This is a genomic window from Pseudomonas chlororaphis, from assembly GCF_001921865.1.
In the GTDB taxonomy this organism is placed as follows: domain Bacteria; phylum Pseudomonadota; class Gammaproteobacteria; order Pseudomonadales; family Pseudomonadaceae; genus Aquipseudomonas; species Aquipseudomonas chlororaphis_D.
Genome location: NZ_MSCT01000008.1, coordinates 119,991 through 140,747 on the forward strand (window position 1 = coordinate 119,991; position 20,757 = coordinate 140,747).

22 protein-coding genes are annotated in these 20,757 nt (G+C 62.9%); 20 read left to right on the forward strand and 2 right to left on the reverse strand.

The annotated features are described in order from the left end of the window. Positions 1-47: 47 nt before the first annotated feature. From fliN to BTN82_RS07840, 20 genes are all read left to right on the forward strand, one after another. Complete coding sequence (gene fliN, locus BTN82_RS07745; protein WP_075118569.1) at positions 48-515, forward strand: flagellar motor switch protein FliN; 468 nt, start codon at positions 48-50, stop codon at positions 513-515. Then, positions 516-953, forward strand: coding sequence for a flagellar biosynthetic protein FliO (gene fliO, locus BTN82_RS07750; protein ID WP_075118570.1), 438 nt, complete (start codon positions 516-518; stop codon positions 951-953). Next, entirely contained in the window at positions 953-1,702 is a 750-nt protein-coding gene (gene fliP / locus BTN82_RS07755) for a flagellar type III secretion system pore protein FliP (protein ID WP_075118571.1), read from the forward strand. The genes fliO and fliP overlap by 1 nt, the downstream gene beginning before the upstream one ends. A 24-nt stretch (positions 1,703-1,726) precedes the next feature. Then, positions 1,727-1,996 carry a flagellar biosynthesis protein FliQ gene (fliQ, locus tag BTN82_RS07760; RefSeq protein WP_075118572.1) on the forward strand — a complete coding sequence of 90 codons (270 nt, stop codon included), beginning with the start codon at positions 1,727-1,729 and terminating at the stop codon, positions 1,994-1,996. Between the two features lie 3 nt (positions 1,997-1,999). Continuing rightward, positions 2,000-2,782 carry a flagellar biosynthetic protein FliR gene (gene fliR / locus BTN82_RS07765; RefSeq protein WP_075118573.1) on the forward strand — a complete coding sequence of 261 codons (783 nt, stop codon included), beginning with the start codon at positions 2,000-2,002 and terminating at the stop codon, positions 2,780-2,782. A 3-nt stretch (positions 2,783-2,785) separates the two neighbouring features. Next, positions 2,786-3,922 (forward strand): flagellar biosynthesis protein FlhB, encoded by a 1,137-nt coding sequence (gene flhB, locus BTN82_RS07770; protein WP_075118574.1) that lies wholly within the window; start codon positions 2,786-2,788, stop codon positions 3,920-3,922. Positions 3,923-4,149: 227 nt separating this feature from the next. Beyond that, a complete protein-coding gene (gene flhA, locus BTN82_RS07775; protein WP_075118575.1) occupies positions 4,150-6,279 on the forward strand; it encodes a flagellar biosynthesis protein FlhA in 2,130 nt (709 codons plus the stop codon). An 11-nt stretch (positions 6,280-6,290) separates the two neighbouring features. Further along, positions 6,291-7,613 (forward strand): flagellar biosynthesis protein FlhF, encoded by a 1,323-nt coding sequence (flhF, locus tag BTN82_RS07780; RefSeq protein ID WP_075118576.1) that lies wholly within the window; start codon positions 6,291-6,293, stop codon positions 7,611-7,613. Positions 7,614-7,731: 118 nt separating this feature from the next. Next, complete coding sequence (fleN, locus tag BTN82_RS07785; RefSeq protein WP_007922506.1) at positions 7,732-8,562, forward strand: flagellar synthesis regulator FleN; 831 nt, start codon at positions 7,732-7,734, stop codon at positions 8,560-8,562. After that, positions 8,559-9,299 (forward strand): RNA polymerase sigma factor FliA, encoded by a 741-nt coding sequence (gene fliA / locus BTN82_RS07790; RefSeq protein WP_075118577.1) that lies wholly within the window; start codon positions 8,559-8,561, stop codon positions 9,297-9,299. The genes fleN and fliA overlap by 4 nt, the downstream gene beginning before the upstream one ends. A gap of 159 nt (positions 9,300-9,458) precedes the next feature. Next, complete coding sequence (locus BTN82_RS07795; protein WP_003183998.1) at positions 9,459-9,830, forward strand: chemotaxis response regulator CheY; 372 nt, start codon at positions 9,459-9,461, stop codon at positions 9,828-9,830. 31 nt (positions 9,831-9,861) lie between these two features. Further along, positions 9,862-10,650 (forward strand): protein phosphatase CheZ, encoded by a 789-nt coding sequence (locus tag BTN82_RS07800; protein WP_075118578.1) that lies wholly within the window; start codon positions 9,862-9,864, stop codon positions 10,648-10,650. Between the two features lie 22 nt (positions 10,651-10,672). Beyond that, a complete protein-coding gene (locus BTN82_RS07805) occupies positions 10,673-12,937 on the forward strand; it encodes a chemotaxis protein CheA (RefSeq protein ID WP_075118579.1) in 2,265 nt (754 codons plus the stop codon). Positions 12,938-12,986: 49 nt separating this feature from the next. After that, positions 12,987-14,123 (forward strand): chemotaxis response regulator protein-glutamate methylesterase, encoded by a 1,137-nt coding sequence (locus BTN82_RS07810; RefSeq protein ID WP_075118580.1) that lies wholly within the window; start codon positions 12,987-12,989, stop codon positions 14,121-14,123. Continuing rightward, positions 14,123-14,863, forward strand: coding sequence for a flagellar motor protein (locus tag BTN82_RS07815; protein ID WP_075118581.1), 741 nt, complete (start codon positions 14,123-14,125; stop codon positions 14,861-14,863). Before BTN82_RS07810 ends, BTN82_RS07815 begins: the two co-directional genes overlap by 1 nt. A 15-nt stretch (positions 14,864-14,878) precedes the next feature. Continuing rightward, positions 14,879-15,763 (forward strand): flagellar motor protein MotD, encoded by an 885-nt coding sequence (gene motD, locus BTN82_RS07820; protein ID WP_075118582.1) that lies wholly within the window; start codon positions 14,879-14,881, stop codon positions 15,761-15,763. A gap of 51 nt (positions 15,764-15,814) precedes the next feature. Continuing rightward, complete coding sequence (locus BTN82_RS07825; protein WP_075118583.1) at positions 15,815-16,603, forward strand: ParA family protein; 789 nt, start codon at positions 15,815-15,817, stop codon at positions 16,601-16,603. 84 nt (positions 16,604-16,687) lie between these two features. Continuing rightward, positions 16,688-17,575, forward strand: coding sequence for a CheW domain-containing protein (locus tag BTN82_RS07830; RefSeq protein WP_075118584.1), 888 nt, complete (start codon positions 16,688-16,690; stop codon positions 17,573-17,575). Positions 17,576-17,652: 77 nt separating this feature from the next. Further along, complete coding sequence (locus tag BTN82_RS07835; RefSeq protein WP_011060011.1) at positions 17,653-18,135, forward strand: chemotaxis protein CheW; 483 nt, start codon at positions 17,653-17,655, stop codon at positions 18,133-18,135. Beyond that, on the forward strand, positions 18,136-18,528 hold the full coding sequence (locus tag BTN82_RS07840; protein WP_075118585.1) for a DUF2802 domain-containing protein: 393 nt from the start codon (positions 18,136-18,138) through the stop codon (positions 18,526-18,528). Between the two features lie 162 nt (positions 18,529-18,690). Here the strand turns inward: BTN82_RS07840 and BTN82_RS07845 are convergent, their stop codons facing one another. Next, positions 18,691-19,020 (reverse strand): EscU/YscU/HrcU family type III secretion system export apparatus switch protein, encoded by a 330-nt coding sequence (locus tag BTN82_RS07845; protein WP_075118586.1) that lies wholly within the window; start codon positions 19,018-19,020, stop codon positions 18,691-18,693. Next, the gene (locus tag BTN82_RS07850) at positions 19,017-20,591 is read right to left on the reverse strand and encodes a flagellar hook-length control protein FliK (RefSeq protein ID WP_075118587.1); all 1,575 of its coding nucleotides are present in this window, start codon (positions 20,589-20,591) and stop codon (positions 19,017-19,019) included. The genes BTN82_RS07845 and BTN82_RS07850 overlap by 4 nt, the downstream gene beginning before the upstream one ends. Positions 20,592-20,757 lie beyond the last annotated feature (166 nt).

The following is a 20,757-nucleotide window of genomic DNA, read 5'->3' on the forward strand; positions in this document are numbered from 1 at the left end:
TGTTATGAATTCGCTTTGTTAATGATTTTTTGCCTGCCGAGGACAACATGGCTGACGAACACGAAATGACTTCCGCAGAAGACCAGGCCCTGGCTGACGAGTGGGCGGCTGCGCTGGAAGAAACCGGCGACGCCGGCCAAAGCGATATCGATGCCTTGCTGGCGGCCGACGCGGCCAGTGCCCCGGCGTCCAATCGCCTGCCGATGGAAGAGTTCGGCAGCGTGCCGAAGAACAACGATCCGGTGACCCTCGACGGTCCGAACCTGGATGTGATCCTGGATATCCCGGTTTCGATCTCCATGGAAGTCGGCAGCACCGACATCAATATTCGCAACTTGCTGCAGCTCAACCAGGGTTCGGTGATCGAACTCGATCGCCTGGCTGGCGAGCCGCTGGACGTATTGGTCAACGGCACGCTGATCGCCCATGGCGAAGTGGTGGTGGTCAACGAAAAGTTCGGCATCCGCCTGACTGACGTGATCAGCCCGAGCGAACGCATCAAGAAGCTGCGCTAAGTGAAAAAGCCACTCGCGCTGTTCCTGGCCTGGCCACTCTGGGTCCAGGCCGCCGAGCCGGTAGCCGGCAATGCTGCGGCCGTGGTCGGCAGCAGCGGCGTGGCCGGGCAATTGACCCAGCTGCTGTTGGGTTTGTTGCTGGTGGTGGGGTTGATCTTCTTCCTGGCCTGGTTGTTGCGCCGGGTGCAGCAGGCGGGGCCGGCCGGCAAGGGCCAGGTCATCGAGCTGATCGGTTCGCGAGCGCTCGGCCCGCGCGACCGGCTGGTGCTGGTGCAGGTCGGTAACGAACAGATTCTGCTCGGCCTGACGCCGGGCACCATCACCCCATTGCACGTGCTCAAGGAGCCGGTGCAAGTACCGAGCGCCGATCCGGCGACTCCGGAGTTTGCCCAGCGCCTGATGGAACTGCTGGGCAAGGATCAGAAGGAAAAGAAGTAATGCCCTTGCGCATCCTCTTGACGTTGGCCCTGATGCTGGCGGCGCCACTGGCGCTGGCGGCCGACCCGTTGTCGATCCCGGCGATCACCCTCGGCACCAATGCCGACGGCCAGCAGGAATATTCGGTCAGCCTGCAGATCCTGCTGATCATGACCGCGCTGAGCTTCATCCCGGCGTTCGTCATGCTGATGACCAGCTTCACTCGGATCATCATCGTCTTCTCGATCCTGCGCCAGGCCCTGGGCCTGCAGCAGACGCCGTCGAACCAGATTCTCACCGGCATGGCGCTGTTCCTGACGATGTTCATCATGGCGCCGGTATTCGACCGGGTGAACCAGGATGCCTTGCAGCCGTACCTGGCGGAGAAACTCACGGCCCAGGATGCAGTGGCCAAGGCCCAGGTGCCGATCAAGGACTTCATGCTGGCGCAGACCCGCAGCAGCGACCTGGACCTGTTCATGCGCCTGTCCAAGCGCACCGACATCGCCACGCCGGACCAGGCGCCGCTGACGATCCTGGTGCCGGCCTTCGTCACTTCGGAGCTGAAGACCGCGTTCCAGATCGGTTTCATGATCTTCATTCCGTTCCTGATCATCGACCTGGTGGTCGCCAGCGTGCTGATGGCCATGGGCATGATGATGCTGTCGCCGCTGATCATTTCCCTGCCGTTCAAGATCATGCTGTTCGTCCTGGTGGACGGCTGGGCCCTGATCATCGGTACCCTGGCGGGCAGTTTCGGCGGTGTTTAAAACCTTGTTGGCGGGTGGCGCGCAATGACTCCTGAAGTTGCAGTAGACCTGTTTCGCGAAGCGCTCTGGCTGACCACCATGATGGTCGCCATCCTGGTGGTCCCCAGCCTGCTGGTGGGGTTGCTGGTGGCGATGTTCCAGGCCGCGACCCAGATCAACGAACAGACCCTGAGCTTCCTGCCGCGCCTGCTGGTGATGCTGGTGACGCTGATCGTCGCCGGTCCCTGGCTGGTGCAAACCTTCATGGAATACATCCTGCAGTTGTACGGCAGTATTCCGCAGTTGATCGGCTGAACCATGTCTCTGCTGGCGCTCACCGACGCGCAGATCAGCACCTGGGTCGGCACCTTCATGCTGCCGCTGTTCCGGATCGGCGCGGTACTGATGACCATGCCGGTCTTCGGTACGAGCCTGGTGCCGACCCGCATCCGCCTGTATTTCGCCCTGGCCATCACCGTGGTCGTGGCGCCGTCGCTGCCGCCCCTGCCGGCGGTCAATCCGCTGGACCTGAGCGGGCTGTTGCTGATCGCCGAACAGATCATCATCGGCGCCTTGTTCGGCTTCTCCTTGCAGCTGTTTTTCCAGGCCTTCGTGATTGCCGGGCAAATCATTTCGATCCAGATGGGCATGGGGTTCGCCTCCATGGTCGACCCCACCAACGGCGTGTCGACGGCGGTGATCGGGCAGTTCCTGACCATGCTGGTGACCTTGCTGTTCCTGGGCATGAACGGTCATCTGGTGGTCTTCGAAGTGCTTATCGAGAGTTTCACCACCCTGCCGGTAGGCAGTGCAATGCTGGTGAATCACTTCTGGGAAGTGGCCGGCAAGCTCGGCTGGGTGCTGGGCGCCGCGTTGTTGCTGGTATTGCCGGCGATCACCGCGTTGCTGGTGGTGAATATCGCGTTTGGCGTGATGACTCGCGCGGCGCCGCAGTTGAACATCTTCTCCATCGGCTTTCCGCTGACCCTGGTGCTGGGCATGCTGATTTTCTGGATCAGCCTGGGCGACATTCTCAATCAGTACCAGCCGCTGGCCGTTCAGGCCCTGCAGCTGTTGCGCGACATGGCGCAGGCGCGGTGAGCCATGGCTGAGAGCGAGAGCGGTCAGGACAAGACAGAAGACCCCACGGAGAAACGCAAGAAGGACTCCCGGGAGAAGGGCGAGATTGCGCGCTCCAAGGAGCTCAACACCCTGGCGATCATGATGATCGGGGCGGCCGGCCTGCTGATCTACGGGGCGGGGGTGGCGCGCGACCTGCTGGAGATCATGCGGCTGAATTTCTCCCTGCCGCGCGAGGTGTTGCTGAGCCCCGGCGCCATGGGGCTGTATCTGTTGCATTCGGGCAAGATTGCGATTCTCGGCGCGATGCCGATTCTGATTCCCCTGGTGCTGGCCGCGCTGATCGGCCCCATCTCCTTGGGCGGCTGGTTGTTTTCAAGCAAGACCCTGGCGCCCAAGTTCAGCCGCATGAACCCGCTCAACGGGCTCAAGCGCATGGTTTCCCCAACCTCGCTGATCGAGCTGCTCAAGGCTTTCGCCAAGTTCGTGGTGATCCTTTTCGTGGCGCTGTCGGTGCTGTCTGCGGATATCGACGACCTGCTGCAGATCGCCCATGAACCCCTGGAACGGGCGATTGCCCACAGCGTCGAGCTGGTGGCCTGGAGCACCTTGTGGATGGCGTGCGGGCTGATCCTGATCGCCGCGGTGGACGTGCCGGTGCAGCTGTACCAGAGCTACAAGAAGCTGCTGATGACCAAGCAGGAAGTGCGCGACGAGTACAAGGAGCAGGAAGGGCGTCCGGAGGTCAAGCAGCGGATCCGCCAGACGCAGCGCGAGATGTCGCAGCGGCGGATGATGGCGGCGATTCCCGAGGCGGACGTGGTCATCACCAACCCGACCCACTACGCCGTGGCGCTCAAGTACGACGCCGAGAAGGGCGGGGCGCCGGTCTTGCTGGCCAAGGGCAGCGATTTCCTGGCGCTGAAGATCCGCGAGATCGCGGTGGCCAACGATGTGCTGTTGCTGGAATCGCCGGCGCTGGCGCGTTCGATCTACTACTCCACCGAGCTTGAGCAGGAAATTCCCGCCGGGCTTTACCTGGCCGTGGCCCAGGTACTGGCCTACGTCTATCAGATCCGCCAGCACCGGGCCGGCAAGGGCAAGCGCCCCGATCCGCTCAAGGATCTGCCGATCCCGCCGGATTTGCGTCGCGACTCTTGAGTCGGCGTTCGCCGTCGCGAGCAAGCTCGCTCCTGCACAGGGAGCGAGGTCGTTCTGTAGGTGCGAGCTTGCTCGCGATAGCGTTGAAAACGCGTCTCGAAATCAGTAGTGGCGCAGTGCCATAAAACAGTTTGTGCTTCAGGCCAAAGTTGGAAGGCTTCTTGCAATACCCGCCCTGCGTCGCCTCCAGGCGTCAAAAGTTTGCTTCAAGGGAACGGGGAAAACCGGTGGATCGCTCTCAGTTAATCAATACGGCTCGCTCTAACCTGACTGGTCTCAGTCGGGGGAACCTGGGCGTGCCGCTGTTGCTGCTGGTCATGCTGGCCATGATGATGCTGCCGGTGCCGCCGTTCCTGCTGGACGTGTTCTTCACCTTCAACATCGCCCTGTCGATCGTCGTCCTGCTGGTCTGCGTATACGCCTTGCGGCCGCTGGATTTCGCTGTCTTCCCGACCATTCTGCTGGTGGCGACCCTGCTGCGCCTGGCGCTGAACGTGGCATCCACGCGGGTGGTGATGCTCCATGGCCAGGACGGGCACGCCGCTGCCGGCAAGGTGATCCAGGCCTTCGGCGAGGTGGTGATCGGCGGTAACTACGTGGTCGGTATCGTGGTGTTCGCGATCTTGATGATCATCAACTTCGTGGTGGTGACCAAGGGCGCCGGACGGATCTCCGAGGTGAGCGCGCGTTTCACCCTCGACGCGATGCCGGGCAAGCAGATGGCCATCGACGCCGACCTCAACGCCGGCCTGATCGATCAGGCCCAGGCCAAGGCGCGGCGCCAGGAAGTGGCCCAGGAGGCCGAGTTCTATGGCTCCATGGACGGTGCCAGCAAGTTCGTTCGCGGCGACGCCATCGCCGGCCTGCTGATTCTGTTCATCAACCTGATCGGCGGCATGGCAGTCGGGATCTTCCAGCACAACATGTCGTTCGGCGATGCTGGTCGGGTATACGCCTTGCTGACCATCGGTGACGGTTTGGTGGCGCAATTGCCATCGCTGCTGCTGTCCACCGCGGCGGCGATCATGGTGACCCGTGCTTCCGGTTCCGAGGACATGGGCAAGCAGATCAACCGGCAGATGTTCGCCTCGCCCCGGGCCCTGGCCGTGGCCGCCGGCCTGATGGCGGTGATGGGCCTGGTGCCGGGCATGCCGCACTTTTCCTTCCTCAGCATGGCGGCCCTGGCGGCCGGCGCGGCGTACCTGTTCTGGAAGAAACAGAACCTCTCCAAGGTCAAGGCGCTGGAAGAGGTCAAGCGTCAGCAGGAGTTGCTGCCTTCGCCGGCCCGGGCCATGGAGACCAAGGAGTTGGGCTGGGACGACGTGACCCAGATCGACATGATCGGCCTGGAAGTCGGTTATCGCCTGATTCCGCTGGTGGACCGCAACCAGGGCGGGCAATTGCTGGCGCGGATCAAGGGGGTGCGCAAGAAGCTCTCCCAGGACCTGGGGTTCCTCATGCCCACCGTGCACATTCGCGACAACCTCGACCTGGCGCCCAGCGCCTATCGGCTGACGCTGATGGGGGTGATCCTGGCCGAGGCCGAGATCTATCCGGATCGCGAACTGGCGATCAACCCGGGGCAGGTCTACGGCACGTTGAACGGCATCACCGCCAAAGATCCGGCCTTCGGCCTGGAGGCGGTGTGGATCGAGATCAGTCAGCGCGCCCAGGCGCAGTCGTTGGGGTACACCGTGGTCGACGCCAGCACCGTGGTCGCCACCCACCTCAACCAGATTCTGTACAAGCACTCCAGCGAGCTGATCGGCCACGAAGAAGTCCAGCAGCTCCTGCAATTGTTGGCCAAGGGCTCGCCAAAACTGGCGGAAGAGCTGGTGCCGGGCGTGCTGTCGCTGTCGCAGTTGCTCAAGGTGCTGCAGGCGTTGCTGGCCGAGCAGGTGCCGGTGCGTGATATCCGCAGCATCGCCGAGGCCATCGCGAACAATGCCGCCAAGAGTCAAGATACTGCCGCTTTGGTGGCCGCGGTGCGCGTCGGATTGTCGCGTGCCATCGTGCAAAGCATTGTAGGTACTGAGTCCGAGCTGCCTGTGATCACCTTGGAACCAAGGTTGGAACAGATTTTGCTCAATAGTCTGCAAAAGGCAGGACAAGGCTCTGAAGAGGGCGTTCTGCTGGAACCAAGCATGGCAGAGAAGCTGCAGCGTTCGTTGATCGAAGCCGCGCAGCGCCAGGAAATGCAAGGTCAACCGGTGATTCTGCTGGTAGCCGGCCCAGTCCGCGCGATGCTCTCGCGGTTTGGACGCCTGGCGGTCCCGGGCTTGCACGTGTTGGCTTACCAGGAAATCCCTGACAACAAGCAAGTGACCATCGTTGCGACAGTAGGGCCCAACGGCTGAGGTAGTGGGTTATGCAAGTTAAGCGTTTTTTCGCCGCCGATATGCGTCAGGCCATGAAGTTGGTCCGTGATGAGCTGGGCTCTGACGCCGCCATCATTGGCAACCGCCGCATCGCCGGTGGTGTCGAGCTGACGGCTGCCCTGGATTACAAGCTGTCGGCGCTGGCGCCACGGATTCCGAACATGGAGCTCGAGGACGAGCTGCGCAAGACCCAGTCGCGCATCGTCACCGCCCAGGCTGAGCTGAGCCTGCGTGGCGACGGCGATGCCAGCGGCAACACCAATCGCCAGCTGTTCGCCGGCCTGCCGCTGACTGCTGCCGAGCCCCTGATCGAGCCGACATTCAGCGAGCCGCATCGCCCGGCGCCCGTCGTGGCCGCGCCGACGGTCGATCAGCGCGCATTCGACTCGATGCGCTTCGAACTCAATGGCCTGCGCGAACTGCTGGAAGTCCAGCTCGGTTCCCTGGCCTGGAGCCAGCTGCAGGGCAGCCGGCCCGAGCAAGCCAACCTCTGGCGGCGCCTGCAGCGTATCGGCTTGTCGGGTCCGCTGGCGCGCGATCTGCTGGCCCTGGTCACGGAAATCGACGAGCCCCGCCAGGCCTGGCGCATGCTCCTGGCCCACCTGGCGCGGATGATCGCGACCCCGGAAGTCGAGCCGCTGGAAGAGGGCGGGGTGATTGCCATGGTTGGCCCCGCCGGCATGGGCAAGACCACCACCCTGGCCAAGCTGGCGGCTCGCTACGTGCTCAAGTACGGCGCGCAGAACATCGCGCTGGTGAGCATGGACAGCTATCGCATCGGTGCCCAGGAGCAGCTCAAGACCCTGGGGCGGATTCTCAACGTGTCGGTGACCCACGTCGACCCGGGCCAGTCCCTGGCCCAGGCCCTCGATCCGCTGCTGCGCAAACGCGTGGTGCTGATCGACACCGCCGGCCTGCAGGCCAGCGATCCGGCCCTGCGCATGCAGCTGGAAAGCCTGGCCGGACGCGGGATCCGGGCAAAAAATTATCTGGTCTTGGCAACCACCAGCCAGAAACAGGTTCTAACCGCCGCGTACCACAGCTACAAGCGTTGCGGGCTGGCCGGGTGCATCCTGACTAAACTGGATGAAACCGCCAGCCTTGGTGAGGTGTTGAGCCTGGCGATCAGCCACGAACTCCCCGTTGCCTATCTGACCGATGGCCCGCGGATTCCGGATGATTTGCACTTGCCGCGCCGGCATCAGCTGGTCAGTCGCGCGGTGAGCGTGCAAATGCAGGAAGAACCCAGCGAAGAGGCCATGGCTGATATGTTCGCCGACCTCTACCACAGTCCGACCAAGCGGGTTGGCTGAGGGGATCATGAAAAAATTGCAATGTACCTACATTGATGGTCTGCCAGGCATTGTTCCGTTGGTGAACGCGCAGCCAGTTATGTGGCCCCGTCTAAGTAAGACAAGGTAAAGAAAGAACATGGGCAGCATGCATCCCGTACAGGTGATCGCGGTGACCGGCGGCAAAGGTGGCGTCGGCAAGACTAACGTGTCAGTGAACTTGTCCCTGGCCCTAGCGGAGCTCGGCCGGCGCGTCATGCTGCTGGACGCCGACCTGGGCCTGGCCAATGTCGACGTGCTGTTGGGGCTGACCCCCAAGAGGACGCTCGCCGACGTCATCGAAGGCCGCTGCGAGCTGCGCGATGTGCTGCTGCAGGGGCCGGGTGGAATCCGCATCGTGCCGGCCGCGTCTGGCACCCAGAGCATGGTTCATCTGAGCCCGGCGCAGCATGCCGGCCTGATCCAGGCGTTCAGCGATATCGGCGACAACCTCGACGTGCTGGTGATCGACACCGCCGCGGGGATCGGCGATTCGGTGGTCAGCTTCGTTCGCGCCGCGCAGGAAGTGTTGCTGGTGGTCTGCGACGAGCCGACTTCGATCACCGACGCCTACGCGCTGATCAAGCTGCTCAATCGCGATTACGGCATGAACCGCTTCCGCGTCCTCGCCAACATGGCGCAGAGCCCGCAGGAAGGGCGCAACCTGTTCGCCAAGTTGACCAAGGTCACGGACCGTTTCCTGGACGTGGCCCTACAATATGTCGGCGCGGTGCCTTACGACGAATGCGTGCGCAAGGCCGTGCAAAAGCAGCGTGCGGTCTATGAGGCGTTTCCGCGCTCCAAGTGTGCTCTGGCCTTCAAGGCCATCGCGCAGAAAGTCGATACCTGGCCGTTGCCGGCCAATCCACGTGGACATCTTGAATTTTTCGTCGAGCGGCTAGTGCATCAGACAGCAGGACCGGTGCTATGAGCACCAGCGGCTACAACCTTTACAAAAAGTCGGCGCGTGACAGCCAGTACGAACTGATCGAGCGTTATGCGCCCCTGGTCAAGCGGATTGCCTATCACCTGTTGGCGCGTCTGCCCGCCAGCGTCCAGGTCGAAGACCTGATCCAGGCGGGGATGATTGGCCTGCTCGAAGTCTCGACCAAATACGACGCGAGCAAGGGGGCGAGTTTCGAGACGTACGCGGGTATCCGCATCCGCGGCGCGATGCTCGACGAGGTCCGTAAAGGTGACTGGGCGCCGCGTTCGGTGCATCGCAATACCCGGATGGTGAGCGACGCTATCCGGGCAATTGAAGCTAAAACCGGTCGTGACGCTAAAGATCATGAAGTTGCGGCCGAACTTCAATTGAGTCTCGACGATTATTACGGGATTTTGAACGACACCTTGGGCAGTCGCCTGTTCAGCTTCGACGACCTGTTGCAGGACGGCGAGCATGAAGGGCTGCAAGAGGATGGCGCGAGTGCTTATCTCGAGCCGTCACGGGACTTGGAAGACGAACGTTTCCAGGTTGCACTGGCGGACGCGATTGCCAATTTGCCGGAGCGTGAGCGACTGGTCTTGGCGCTGTACTACGACGAAGAGCTGAACCTCAAGGAAATCGGTGAGGTTTTGGGGGTCAGCGAATCGCGGGTCAGCCAGTTACACAGCCAGTGCGCGGCCCGTTTGCGGGGGCGTTTGGGGGAGTGGCGAGCGCGCTGACAGGCAGTGTGGGGACACTGCGGATGGGATTGGCACAGCGGTGTCGGTCTTTCGGCGTGTATTCCATGCAGTCGTTGAGTGCTCTGCCTGATTGATTGAATGGCGCGTCCAGGTGCTGGACGCGTTTAAGACTGCTTGGAGGTCGAATTGGACAAGAACATGAAAATCCTCATCGTTGATGACTTCTCAACGATGCGGCGGATCATAAAAAACCTGTTGCGTGACCTGGGTTTCACCAACACGGTCGAGGCTGACGATGGCACCACCGCTATCCCGGTCCTCAACAGTGGGAGCATCGACTTTCTGGTAACGGACTGGAACATGCCTGGCATGACCGGTATCGATCTGCTGCGCCACGTGCGCGCCGATGAAAAACTCAAGCACCTGCCCGTGCTCATGGTGACTGCGGAAGCCAAGCGCGAGCAGATCATCGAAGCGGCCCAGGCCGGCGTAAACGGTTATGTGGTCAAGCCCTTCACCGCCCAGGCGTTGAAAGAGAAGATCGAGAAGATCTTCGAACGCATCGGTTGATGCGTGGAACCATTCCGCCACGGGGGGAGCTATGGAGCACAACGAATCTTCATTGGGCGACTTTGAGTCGACCCTGAAAAAACACGCGGTGGAACTGGTCGACAGCCTTGAAAAAGGCAAGTTCGGCGAAGCCGTGCAACTGATCCATGAGCTCAACCAGACCCGTGACCGCGGCCTGTATCGGGAAGTTGGCAAGCTCACTCGCGAACTGCATAGCGCCATCGTCAATTTCCAGATTGACCCGCATATGCCGCAAGCCGAGGAAGTGTCGCAGATCACCGATGCCACCGAGCGCTTGTCCTATGTGGTCAAGCTGACCGAGGCCGCGGCCAACCGCACCATGGACCTGGTCGAGAGCGCCACTCCACTGGTCAATGGCCTGACTAGCGAAGCCCAGGCCTTGAGCGCCGACTGGGGCCGGTTCATGCGTCGTGAGCTGGGGGCCGAAGAATTTCGCGACCTGGCCCGCCGGGTGGATGGTTTCCTGACCCGCAGCGAGCAAGAGACTCGCGCGGTATCGAGCAACCTCAACGACATTCTGTTGGCCCAGGACTACCAGGACTTGACGGGGCAGGTGATCAAGCGCGTGACCCAGTTGGTCACCGAGGTCGAGAGCAACCTGCTCAAGCTGGTGCTGATGGCCAGCCAAGTCGATCGTTTTGCCGGCATCGAACATGACCGCGAATCGATCCTCGCTGAAAAAGATCCGAAAAAACATCTGGCCAAGGGTGAAGGTCCGCAGATTCATGCCGATAAACGTGAAGACGTTGTATCCGGTCAGGACGATGTCGACGATTTGCTTTCCAGCCTCGGATTTTAGGTTTAAGTAGGAGCACCCATTAATGAGCTTCGGCGCCGATGAAGAGATCCTTCAGGATTTCCTGGTTGAGGCCGGCGAGATTCTAGAGCAACTGTCCGAACAACTGGTCGAGCTGGAAAGCCGGCCGGACGATGCGGACCTGCTCAATGCAATTTTTCGCGGTTTTCACACTGTAAAAGGGGGCGCCGGCTTCCTCCAGCTCAACGAGCTGGTGGAGTGCTGCCACATCGCCGAGAACGTGTTCGACATCCTGCGCAAGGGTGAGCGCCGCGTCGACGCGGAGCTGATGGACGTGGTGCTCGAAGCGTTGGACGCGGTGAACGGCATGTTCAGCCAGGTCCGCGAACGCACCGAAATCACTGCCGCCACCCCGGAGTTGCTGGCTGCCTTGGCCCGTCTGGCCGAGCCTGCCGGAGCCGAGGAAGTCGCCGCACCGGTGGTCGAGGCCGAACCGGTGGCCGAGCCGGTCGCTGAGAGCGAGTCCGGCGATATCACCGACAGCGAGTTCGAGCAGTTGCTCGATTCGCTCAATGCCACCAAGACTGAAGCCGAAGCCCCGGCTGCTGCCGCGCCTGTTGCTCCCGTGGCGAGCGAGACGCCCGGCGATGAAATTACCGACGCCGAGTTCGAGTCGCTGCTCGATCAACTGCATGGCAAGGGCCAGTTCGCCGCGGATGCGCTGACACCTGCGGCCAGCACGTCGGCCGCTGAAAAAAGCGCCGCCAGCGACGAAATCACCGATGACGAATTCGAAGCGCTGCTGGACCAGTTGCACGGCAAAGGCAACTTTGCGGTAGAAGCGCTGGATTCGGCGGTGGCCACCGCAGTGCCGCCGGCTGCGCCTAGCGCGGCCGCTGCCGGCAGCGACCTGATCACCGACCAGGAATTCGAATCCCTGCTCGACGAACTGCATGGCAAGGGCAAGTTCTCCGAAGTGGCCTCGGCGACATCGGCCACTGCAGGCTCGGCCGTTGCGGCGCCCGCCGCCGTTGCCAAGCCAGCAGCGAAGAAGCCCGAAGCCAAGGCCGAGACACCGAAGCCGGCTCCAGCTCCAGCCGCAGCGCCGGCACCGGCTCGCGCCGCGGCCGCCGCGCCAGCGGAAAAACCGGTCAGCGAAGCTGAAACCACGGTGCGGGTCGATACCGCGCGCCTGGACGAAATCATGAACATGGTCGGCGAGCTGGTGCTGGTGCGTAACCGCCTGGTGCGCCTGGGGCTCAACAGCGGCGACGAAGCCATGTCCAAGGCCGTGTCGAACCTCGACGTGGTCACGGCCGACCTGCAGACCGCGGTGATGAAGACCCGGATGCAGCCGATCAAGAAGGTCTTCGGGCGCTTCCCGCGCCTGGTTCGCGACCTGGCCCGCCAGCTCAAGAAAGAGATCAACCTGGAACTGGTCGGTGAAGAGACCGACCTCGACAAGAACCTGGTCGAGGCCCTGGCCGACCCGTTGGTGCACTTGGTGCGCAACGCCGTCGACCACGGGATCGAGTCGCCGGAAGAGCGCGAGGCCTCGGGCAAGTCCCGCGGCGGCAAGGTGGTGCTGGCGGCCGAGCAGGAAGGCGACCACATCCTGTTGTCGATCTCCGACGACGGCAAGGGCATGGACCCCAACGTCCTGCGCGCCATCGCGGTCAAGCGCGGGGTGATGGACAAGGATGCTGCCGACCGCCTGAGCGACACCGAATGCTACAACCTGATCTTCGCCCCGGGTTTCTCGACCAAGACCGAGATCTCCGACGTGTCCGGCCGCGGCGTCGGCATGGACGTGGTGAAGACCAAGATTTCCCAGCTCAACGGCTCGATCAACATCTACTCGACCAAGGGCCTGGGCTCGAAGATCGTCATCAAGGTGCCGCTGACCCTGGCGATCATGCCGACCCTGATGGTGATGCTGGGCAACCAGGCGTTCGCCTTCCCGCTGGTCAACGTCAACGAGATCTTCCACCTGGACCTGTCGCGCACCAACGTGGTCGACGGCCAGGAGGTGGTGATCGTCCGCGACAAGGCGCTGCCGCTGTTCTACCTCAAGCGCTGGCTGGTCAGCTCCGCGGCTCACGAAGAGCAGCACGAGGGCCATGTGGTGATCCTTTCGGTCGGTACCCAGCGGATCGGCTTCGTCGTCGATCAACTGGTCGGCCAGGAAGAGGTCGTCATCAAGCCATTGGGCAAGATGCTCCAGGGGACTCCGGGCATGTCCGGCGCCACCATTACCGGTGACGGCCGTATCGCTCTGATTCTCGATGTTCCAAGCATGCTCAAGCGTTACGCCGCACGGCGTATTTGAATACCGGAGGGGCGGGGCCATTTGCCTTGCCCCGCCTAACGGAGTGTTTATGGCAGTCAAAGTCCTGGTGGTGGACGATTCGGGTTTTTTCCGCCGCCGCGTCTCGGAAATTCTTTCGGCGGATATCAATATCCAGGTCGTCGGTACCGCGACCAACGGTAAAGAGGCGATCGATCAGGCCCTGGCGCTCAAGCCGGACGTGATCACCATGGACTACGAGATGCCGATGATGGATGGCATCACGGCGGTGCGGCACATCATGCAGCGCTGCCCGACTCCGGTATTGATGTTCTCCTCGCTGACCCATGAAGGCGCCCGGGTGACCCTCGATGCGCTGGATGCCGGCGCGGTGGATTTTTTGCCGAAGAACTTCGAAGACATCTCGCGCAATCCCGAGAAGGTCAAGCAGTTGCTGTGCGAGAAGGTCCACAGCATCTCGCGCAGCAACCGCCGTTTCAGCGCTTACAGCGCTCCGGCGCCGCAGCCGAGCGCAGCGCCTGCGCCAACCAGCACCAGCACCAGCACCAGCAGTTTTGGCAGCACGGCCCCGGCACGTCCGGCTCCGGCGCCGATCCCTGCCCGGGCCCCGGCTGCCAGCCCGACGTCGCCAGCGCCCAAGCGCAAGGCCTACAAACTGGTGGCTATCGGCACGTCCACCGGCGGTCCGGTGGCATTGCAGCGGGTACTGACCCAGCTGCCGGCCAACTTCCCGGCGCCGATCGTGCTGATCCAGCACATGCCGGCGGCCTTCACCAAAGCTTTCGCCGAGCGCCTGGACAAGCTCTGCCGGATCAGCGTCAAGGAAGCCGAGGATGGCGATATCCTGCGTCCGGGCCTGGCGTTGCTGGCGCCGGGCGGCAAACAGATGATGGTCGACGGCCGGGGCGCGGTGAAGATCCTGCCGGGCGACGAGCGCCTGAACTACAAGCCGTGCGTGGACATCACCTTCGGTTCGGCGGCCAAGTCCTATGGCGACAAAGTTCTGGCGGTGGTCCTCACCGGCATGGGCGCCGACGGCCGCGAAGGCGCGCGCCTGCTCAAGCAGGGCGGTAGCGCGGTCTGGGCCCAGGACGAGGCGAGTTGTGTGATCTACGGGATGCCGATGGCGATCGTCAAGGCGGACCTGGCGGATGCGGTGTACAGCCTGGACGACATCGGCAAGCATCTGGTCGAGGCCTGCCTCTGATGGATGTTCTGAGTCTCATCGGGATCATCATGGCGTTCGTCGCCATCATCGGTGGCAACTACCTGGAAGGCGGTCATCTGTCGGCGCTGGCCAACGGCCCGGCGGCCTTGATCGTACTGGGCGGGACCATCGGTGCGGCGTTGTTGCAATCGCCGATGAGCGCGTTCAAGCGCGCCATGCAGATTCTCGGCTGGATCCTGTTTCCGCCGCGGGTCGACCTTCCCGGCGGCATCGACCGGGTCGTCAACTGGAGCCTGACCGCGCGCAAGGAGGGCCTGCTGGGCCTGGAAGGCGTGGCGGATGCCGAGCCCGACACCTATTCGCGCAAGGGCCTGCAACTGTTGGTGGACGGCGCCGAGCCGGAGGCCATCCGCAGCATCCTGGAAGTGGATTTCTACACCCAGGAAAGCCGCGACATCGAAGCGGCGAAAGTCTTTGAAAGCATGGGCGGCTACGCGCCGACCATCGGCATCATCGGTGCGGTCATGGGCCTGATCCATGTCATGGGCAACCTGGCCGACCCTTCGCAGTTGGGCAGCGGTATCGCCGTGGCCTTCGTCGCGACCATCTACGGCGTGGCCAGCGCCAACCTGGTGTTGCTGCCGATTGCCGCCAAGCTCAAGTCCATCGCGTTGCGGCAGTCGCGTTATCGCGAAATGTTGCTTGAAGGAATCTTGTCGATTGCCGAAGGTGAAAACCCTCGTTCCATTGAGTTGAAGCTGCAAGGCTTCATGGATTGATGGGGGTAATGGACTATGTCCCGTCGTCGCCGACATGAAGAACACGTCAACCACGAGCGTTGGCTGGTGTCCTACGCGGATTTCATTACCTTGCTGTTCGCGTTCTTCGTGGTCATGTACTCGATCTCCTCGATCAACGAGGGCAAGTACAAGGTCATTTCCGAAGCGCTGATCGGTGTGTTCACCAATTCGGACCGCGCCCTCAAGCCGATCCCCATCGGCGATGAGCGGCCCCAGACCGTGACCCCGGCCAAGCCGCTGGTCAAGGACAGCGAACAGACCGACGCTGGTATCGCCGGCGCCAGCGACCCGTTGAAAAGCATCGCCGACGATATCAGCGCGGCCTTTGGCGACCTGATCAGTTCCAACCAGATGACGGTGCGCGGCAACGAGCTGTGGGTCGAGATCGAGCTCAACTCCAGCCTGCTGTTCGGCAGCGGCGACGCCATGCCCAGCGACCTGGCGTTCAACATCATCGACAAGGTGGCGGCGATCCTCAAACCCTTCGACAACCCGATCCACGTCGAGGGCTTCACCGACAACCAGCCGATCCAGACCGCGCAGTACCCGACCAACTGGGAACTGTCGTCGGCGCGTTCGGCGAGCATCGTGCGGATGCTGGCGATGCAGGGGGTCAATCCGCAGCGCCTGGCGTCGGTCGGCTACGGCGAATTCCAGCCGGTAGCCAATAACGCGACGGCCGATGGTCGAGCGCGCAATCGGCGGGTGGTGCTGGTGGTGTCGCGCAATCTCGATGTACGCCGCAGTTTGACGGGCACCGGCACCGCCCATGCAACACCGGATGCGGCATTGAAGCGGGCTGGCACACAAACTGCACCTACGCCAGTCAAGACGCCTGGACGCGAGAGTGCCGTCAATTCTCCGTCACCGGCTTTATAACTGGGTGCTATTTCTCGGTCGGCCCGTGCCTGCCGGGAGGAACGATCTGAAATGAGAGTCTGGGCAGTTGCCAATCAAAAGGGTGGCGTCGGTAAGACCACCAGTTCCATCGCTTTGGCCGGCTTGCTGGCCGAGGCGGGCAAGCGCGTGGTCGTGGTCGATCTCGACCCCCACGGTTCCATGACCAGCTATTTCGGTTACGACCCCGACAGCCTGGAACACAGCAATTACGACTTGTTCCTGCACAAGGGCAACGTTCCCCAGGGGTTGCCCGGGCAGTTGCTGCTGTCGACCAGCGACGAACGTATTTCCCTGCTGCCGTCGAGCACTGCGCTGGCGACCCTGGAGCGCCAGTCGCCGGGCCAGAGCGGCCTGGGCCTGGTGATCGCCAAGAGCCTGGCGCAGCTGTGGCAGGATTTCGACTATGCGGTGATCGACAGCCCGCCCTTGCTGGGCGTGCTGATGGTCAATGCATTGGCGGCGAGCCAGCAACTGGTGATCCCGGTGCAGACCGAGCACCTGGCGGTCAAAGGCCTGGAGCGCATGGTCAATACCTTGGCGATGATCAACCGTTCGCGCAAACAGGCGTTGCCGTTCAGCATCGTGCCGACCCTGTTCGACCGTCGGACCCAGGCGTCCCTAGGCACCCTGCGGGTCTTGCGCGACAAGTTTCCCGAGGATATCTGGCAAGGCTACATTCCGGTCGACACCCGCCTGCGCGACGCCAGCCGCGCTGGCCTGACGCCTTCGCAATTCGACGGCAAGAGCCGTGGTGTCCTGGCTTATCGCGCCTTGCTCAAGCACTTGCTGGCCCAGCAACTTGTCCCGCAGGTGGCCTGACGTGCAGGATCATTCAAGTCTGCTGCCGGTCTGGCCGATAAAGCCTACAGGTCACTGTGCTGGGTTTTATCCGTGGGCATCCTCATGAATCGTCCTATCGACATCAAGTCCCGGCCGCAGTTGGCGCTGCAGTCCTACCTGGACGCGTTGCTGCAGGACGCCACCGAAGAAGAATTCGAGGTTCCCGAGGCGCTGCCACCGCTTCAGGTCGTCGCTGCAGAGCTGACGGTTTCCAGCGAGGTCCTGGACGAGTTCCAGGCGGCAGTGCTCGAAGAACAGGCGCGCGATGCGCAGGTCCTGCGCGCGGTGCCGGCGGTTGCCGACCGGGCCGAGGAGCCGGTGACGGTCCCGGTGCTGGAAGCGCCCGCGCCGTTGCCGACGTCGCTGTCGAGCGTGGCGCCGTTGCTGCAGAACCTGGTCGAACCGGTGGTCGAGGTGCATCGGCCGCCAAGCAGCACGCCACCTCCGGTGGCGGGCGACGACCGGCCGAGCTGGGCGGCAGAGCCCTTCGAGTGCCTGCTGTTCGACGTCGCCGGGTTGACCCTGGCGGTGCCGTTGGTCTGCCTGGGGTCGATCTACTCCCTGGCGGGGCATGAGCTGACGCCGCTGTTCGGCCAGCCAGAGTGGTTCCTCGGCATCCTGCCGAGCCAGGCCGGCAACCTGAAGGTGCTGGATACCGCGCGCTGGGTGATGCCGGACCGTTATCGCGACGATTTTCGCCACGGCCTGCAGTACGTGATCTCGGTCCAGGGCTACGAATGGGGGCTGGCGGTACATCAAGTCAGCCGCTCGTTGCGCCTGGACCCGAACGAAATCAAATGGCGCAGCCACCGTGGCCAGCGTCCATGGCTGGCGGGCACGGTCATCGAGCATATGTGCGCGCTGCTGGATGTTTCCGAGTTGGCCGAACTGATCGCCAGCGGCGGTGCGAAACACATGGCTATCAGTAAACCGGCACCTAAGCCGATATAGACAACAGCAGGCCGCGCCGACGGTGCGGTCAGACAGAACACACGCCGTTTCCAACGGTTTTTTGAGGGGTCAGGGGTATGAATAAGTCGTCGTCTGCACAGGGTTCCGAAGATCCGATCCTGCAATGGGTAACGTTCAAGCTGGACAATGAGTCCTACGGCATCAACGTGATGCGCGTCCAGGAAGTCCTGCGTTACACCGAGATCGCGCCGGTCCCGGGTGCGCCGAGTTATGTGCTGGGCATCATCAACCTGCGCGGCAACGTGGTGACCGTGATCGACACCCGCCAGCGCTTCGGCCTGGTGCCGACCGAGGTCAACGACAACACCCGTATCGTCATCATCGAAGCCGACAAGCAAGTGGTCGGGATCATGGTCGACAGCGTGGCGGAAGTGGTTTACCTGCGTCAGTCGGAAGTCGAGACCGCACCGAACGTTGGTAACGAAGAGTCGGCCAAGTTCATCCAGGGCGTGTGCAACAAGAACGGCGAACTGCTGATTCTGGTTGAGCTGGACAAGATGATGAGTGAAGAGGAATGGTCGGAACTGGAGAGTATCTGATTGATTCTCGAGGTTGCGGTAATTGTCCTGGCGATCCTCTGGGTCGCCACTCTGGCGTTGTGTTTGTCGTATACCCGCAATCAGCGGCAGATTGCCGCCCAGCAGGCCCAGGGCGATGCGTTGCGCGATCAGCGTATCAAGGAGTTGGCCAAGCGCGTCGACGACTACCAGAACGGTACGGTGCGGATGGGCGAAGACCTGCATGAGCTGCGCTCGGTGGTCGGCCCGCTGCCGGACAGACTGGCCCAGCTGGAGCAACGCGACCCGTCGAGCCTGTCCTTCGCCCAGGCCGCGCGCCTGGTGGGCATGGGTGCCAGCGTCGACGAGCTCACTCAGTCCTGCGGCTTGACCCAGGCCGAGGCCGAGCTGATGAGCAAGCTGCACAAGAGTTAGGTATCCAGGCCTGATGCATGAGCGAAAGAGCGCAGCCTTCAGGCTGCGTTTTTTTTGCCCGCGAAAAACTCGCCGCCCTTGTAGCCGCTGGCGCAGGCTGCGAACGAGCGGCACGCTCGCGGGGATCTTGCGGGCTCCTCGGGACTGCGGCTGTGACTCCGTTCAGTAATCGTCGCCGCGTTCGGTCACATCCTTTTCCAGCGCGGCTTCCTGCGCTTCGTGCCCAGCCGGAAACTTGCCCTTGAGATTCCAGGCGAAGGCGATGATTTCGGCGATGGTGCGGTACAGCTCTTCGGGAATGCTGTCGCCCAGCTCCATGCGGGCCAGCAGCTTCACCAGCTCGGCGTTCTCGTAGATCGGCACTTCATAGTCGCGGGCGATTTTCAGGATGGCTTCGGCCAGGGCGTCGTCGCCCTTGGCGGTCAGCGTGGGGGCGTGCTGGCCGTCGTACTTGAGGGCGATGGCCTGGCGTGGCGGGTTGGGATTGTTCATGCGGTTTCGTCGACCCAGCGTTGTTCCAGTCGGGTTTTCGGGCCTTGCGGCGGCGTGCCGAGATGGCAGTCCAGATCGCCGACTTCCAGGCCGGAGGCGAGCAGCCGTTCGCGCAGGTTGCCCAGGTGGCTTTCTATCAGGCTGGCGGTAAACGGTCGCTGCGCCCAGAGCTGGCTGGACAGGCGGCCTTTGAGCAGTTGCGCCTGCACTTGCAGCGGGCCGAGGGGTTCGAGGTCGAACGCCAGCTCGACGCGCCACAGCTGCTGTTTCGGTTCGCGTTCCTCGCGTTTTTTTTCCTCGGGCGCCTGTTCCGCCGGGTCTTCGCGCTGGAGCTTGACCTGCAGGGGCACGACGTCTTGCAGCGTGCGCATGGGGATCTCCAACTGCCAGGTGGTCAGCAGCCGCCCGTCGTCGGTCAGGCCGCTTTGTTCCAGGCTCGCCAGTTGATGGCTTTGCAGGCGCGAAACGGCCGCCGCCGCCAGGCGCAGCAGGTGTTCCAGGTCGCCTTCTTCCTCCAGGCTTTGCAGCAGCCGCGAGGGCAGGGGAAAGCCACCGGGCTGGGGCTTGGCGCTGACCTGGCCGAGGGTGCCCAGGGCGCTGCGCACGAAGCTTGGCAGGGCTTGGGCCAGGGTATTGGCAGCAATGGCAGCATTGAAGCTGGTACTGGCCGGCAAGCCCGGGGCGATTTGCGCGATCAGGCGCAACAGGTTGCCTTTCAGGTCGCCGCCCAGGGCCGGATTGTCGCCGGCCAGCAGGCGTGACTCGAGGAAGGCGCCGCTGTTGCCCAGGGCCAGGGCCAGGGCCTTGGGGGTGCTCAGTTGCTGGATGTCGGGCAAACCGGCGAGCAGCTTGTCCACCGCCGCGCGCAGGTCGGCGGAGGTGGCGTCGCTTGGTGGCAGGCTCTGCAGCGCGTTGATCAGGCCGCTCAGCGAGGCCTGGCGGCTTTGCTGGCTGGCCAGTTGCTGGGCGATCGCCAGCTGTTCCTGGCGCCCGCTCAGCGGCACGAAGCTCAAGCTCTGCGAGCCTTGCACCAGGGCGCTCAACAGGCTGCCGATCCGCAGGGGCTGGGGGCTGTCGATACTCAGGGTGCTGCCGCTCAGGGCGGTGTTGAGCAGGCTCACCAGCGAACGGTAGACCGCCGGTTGGCCGGCTGCCTGGGGCTGCAATTGAGTGGTCAGCACCTTGCCCTGCAGCAGGGTGCCGACCGGCAGTTGCGCGGTGTCGAGGCGGGTCAGGGTGGCGACGCTGGCGGCAATCGCCTGTTGTACGGTGATCGCCAGGTTGCCGGCCGACGGCTGGGTCACAGCCAGGCTGGTGCCCTGGGGCAGCGGCTGGTTACTGGTGGCCTGGATCGTCGTCTGCCGGCCGCTGTCGAGGGTCAGCTTGAGCAGCAGCTGGAATGTCTGGTCCGCCTGCTTGAGGGACAGCACTTCGGCCCTGGCCGACTGGCCCGCGGCGATCAACCCTTCCAGCGGCTGCAGCAGCTTGAGCAGCTCGGCGCCGACCGGCAGCGCGCGGGCAGCGCCCGGCGTCAGCTGGGGCAGCGGGGGAATAGTGATTTCGCCTGTCATCTGGACACAACCTGTGGAGAAATAGCCCTCTTGAGAGTAGGGCATCGCATGTATAATGCCGCCCGTCTTCGGGGGCGTGGCGAAAACATCGCAAAAGTTTGACGCAGCTCTCTGGAACAGGCCGCCGATGCGTTTATTCTGCATATCTTTAACGGCTGCGCCACTG

Coding starts and splice junctions, on each gene's coding strand:
- fliN (WP_075118569.1), top strand. CDS start 48: ATGGCTGACGAACACGAAATGACTTCCGCAGAAGACCAGGCCCTGGCT.
- fliP (WP_075118571.1), top strand. CDS start 953: ATGCCCTTGCGCATCCTCTTGACGTTGGCCCTGATGCTGGCGGCGCCA.
- fliQ (WP_075118572.1), top strand. CDS start 1,727: ATGACTCCTGAAGTTGCAGTAGACCTGTTTCGCGAAGCGCTCTGGCTG.
- fliR (WP_075118573.1), top strand. CDS start 2,000: ATGTCTCTGCTGGCGCTCACCGACGCGCAGATCAGCACCTGGGTCGGC.
- flhB (WP_075118574.1), top strand. CDS start 2,786: ATGGCTGAGAGCGAGAGCGGTCAGGACAAGACAGAAGACCCCACGGAG.
- flhF (WP_075118576.1), top strand. CDS start 6,291: ATGCAAGTTAAGCGTTTTTTCGCCGCCGATATGCGTCAGGCCATGAAG.
- fleN (WP_007922506.1), top strand. CDS start 7,732: ATGGGCAGCATGCATCCCGTACAGGTGATCGCGGTGACCGGCGGCAAA.
- fliA (WP_075118577.1), top strand. CDS start 8,559: ATGAGCACCAGCGGCTACAACCTTTACAAAAAGTCGGCGCGTGACAGC.
- BTN82_RS07795 (WP_003183998.1), top strand. CDS start 9,459: ATGAAAATCCTCATCGTTGATGACTTCTCAACGATGCGGCGGATCATA.
- BTN82_RS07800 (WP_075118578.1), top strand. CDS start 9,862: ATGGAGCACAACGAATCTTCATTGGGCGACTTTGAGTCGACCCTGAAA.
- BTN82_RS07805 (WP_075118579.1), top strand. CDS start 10,673: ATGAGCTTCGGCGCCGATGAAGAGATCCTTCAGGATTTCCTGGTTGAG.
- BTN82_RS07810 (WP_075118580.1), top strand. CDS start 12,987: ATGGCAGTCAAAGTCCTGGTGGTGGACGATTCGGGTTTTTTCCGCCGC.
- BTN82_RS07815 (WP_075118581.1), top strand. CDS start 14,123: ATGGATGTTCTGAGTCTCATCGGGATCATCATGGCGTTCGTCGCCATC.
- motD (WP_075118582.1), top strand. CDS start 14,879: ATGTCCCGTCGTCGCCGACATGAAGAACACGTCAACCACGAGCGTTGG.
- BTN82_RS07825 (WP_075118583.1), top strand. CDS start 15,815: ATGAGAGTCTGGGCAGTTGCCAATCAAAAGGGTGGCGTCGGTAAGACC.
- BTN82_RS07830 (WP_075118584.1), top strand. CDS start 16,688: ATGAATCGTCCTATCGACATCAAGTCCCGGCCGCAGTTGGCGCTGCAG.
- BTN82_RS07835 (WP_011060011.1), top strand. CDS start 17,653: ATGAATAAGTCGTCGTCTGCACAGGGTTCCGAAGATCCGATCCTGCAA.
- BTN82_RS07845 (WP_075118586.1), bottom strand. CDS start 19,020: ATGAACAATCCCAACCCGCCACGCCAGGCCATCGCCCTCAAGTACGAC.
- BTN82_RS07850 (WP_075118587.1), bottom strand. CDS start 20,591: ATGACAGGCGAAATCACTATTCCCCCGCTGCCCCAGCTGACGCCGGGC.